Origin of the sequence: Erwinia sp. B116 (assembly GCF_002865965.1) — a bacterium.
Lineage (GTDB): Bacteria > Pseudomonadota > Gammaproteobacteria > Enterobacterales > Enterobacteriaceae > Erwinia.
The window spans coordinates 1-271 of sequence record NZ_JRZZ01000147.1; the positions used below are offsets into that span (position 1 = coordinate 1).

Annotated in this window: 1 pseudogene; it reads right to left on the minus strand. The window is 38.4% G+C overall.

What is annotated here, in order from left to right:
* A pseudogene (locus NV64_RS24340) lies at nucleotides 1–202 on the minus strand (hypothetical protein); the annotation flags it as partial.
* Nucleotides 203–271: the final 69 nt, after the last annotated feature.

Genomic DNA, 271 nt, shown 5'->3' on the forward strand with positions numbered 1-271 from the left:
ATACATTAAGCAGTAACGAAAAAGAAAAAAGGACTAGCGAATACGCCCCTTGGTGCGGATAAACATCGCTAAAATAAAATATATCATCAACTAAAGGAATTCGTCCCTGAGAGATATTCAGCCAGATAAATCTGCAGATGTAAAATAGGTCAAACATGCCCCAAAAATACAGTACATGTTTCCGATTTAAGATTTTCTTCATTTATTTTCCTCATAGACATCATCAGCGATAACCGGTTGCCAGTGCCACGACTTACCTGTAACAGCCCAG